Source organism: uncultured Paracoccus sp. (assembly GCF_947496875.1).
GTDB lineage: Bacteria > Pseudomonadota > Alphaproteobacteria > Rhodobacterales > Rhodobacteraceae > Paracoccus.
In genome coordinates, this window is sequence record NZ_CANMEH010000070.1 from 1 (window position 1) to 1,004 (window position 1,004).

The following is a 1,004-nucleotide window of genomic DNA, read 5'->3' on the forward strand; positions in this document are numbered from 1 at the left end:
CGCCTGACCGTGCGCCCCGGCGGCGTCGATGGCGCGACCCCGATGGACGCGAAGCTCCTGAAGGCCTCGCAGTCGAGCGACGCGAAGATGCTGGACTGCGAGTTCACCATCCTCGAGGGGCCGCACGCCCGGCGGAAGTTCTGGCAGAGCTTTACCGTGGCGGGCGGCAAGGTCGACGAGAAGGGCCAGTCGATCGGCTGGAAGATCTCGAAATCCACCTTTCGGGCGATGGTCGACAGCGCTCTCGGGCTCGATCCCAGGGACGAGAGCCCCGACGCCAAGGCCAAGCGCGTGCTGCCCGGGCTCAAGCATCTCGATGGCATCGTCTTCGCCGCCAGGATCATGGTGGAGCCCGCCTCCAACCCGCAATACCGCGACCAGAACCGGATCGCGAACGTCGTTCTGCCCGACGAGCCGCAGCACGCACCGACCATGCGCGGCGAAGCCGTTCCTCCGGAGCCCGTCAATGCCCCGCCACGGAAAACCACGAGCGCGCCGGCGCCGGGCTGGCAGGCGCTCACGCCGGCATGGGGTGCGCAACCGCAAGCGCCGTCCGCGGCCCCGGCCTGGGGCGCGCAGGCACCGGCCCAGCAGCAGCCCCCGCAGCAACCGCCCACGCAGCAGTCGCCCGCCCAGCACTCGCCCGCGTCCCCGCCCACCGCGTCGGGCGGAGCGCCGGCGACCGGCATGCCCGCCTGGCTCAATGGGTGAGGCGCGGTCCGCTGCACGGCGGCGGAGGTCTGGCCGGCCTTCGCCGCCGCCCGAGGCCCGGTGCGATCCTGCCGGGCCGATGACCCCGGATGAATGGCAGGCGCATGTGACGCGCGAGGCCGCGCTGGAGATCGGACGATGGCTCGAGGCCCGAGGAAGACTGCACGCCCCCATCGCAAGCCTCGGCCTCGGCGACCTCGAAGCCATGGCCAGCAACGCGATCTCGCGCTGGATCGTGCTGCAGTCCGAAAGGCTCCAGAGGGCGGGTTGGCCGCCCGAGGACCCGATCGCGA

Annotated in this window: 2 protein-coding genes; both read left to right on the forward strand. The window is 72.0% G+C overall.

What is annotated here, in order from left to right; translation table 11 throughout:
- On the forward strand, window positions 1-711 hold a 711-nt coding region (locus tag Q0938_RS19125), incomplete at its 5' end, for a hypothetical protein (RefSeq protein WP_299365707.1).
- Window positions 712-790: 79 nt separating this feature from the next.
- A partial coding sequence (locus tag Q0938_RS19130) for a hypothetical protein (protein WP_299365709.1) occupies window positions 791-1,004 on the forward strand: 214 nt, incomplete at its 3' end.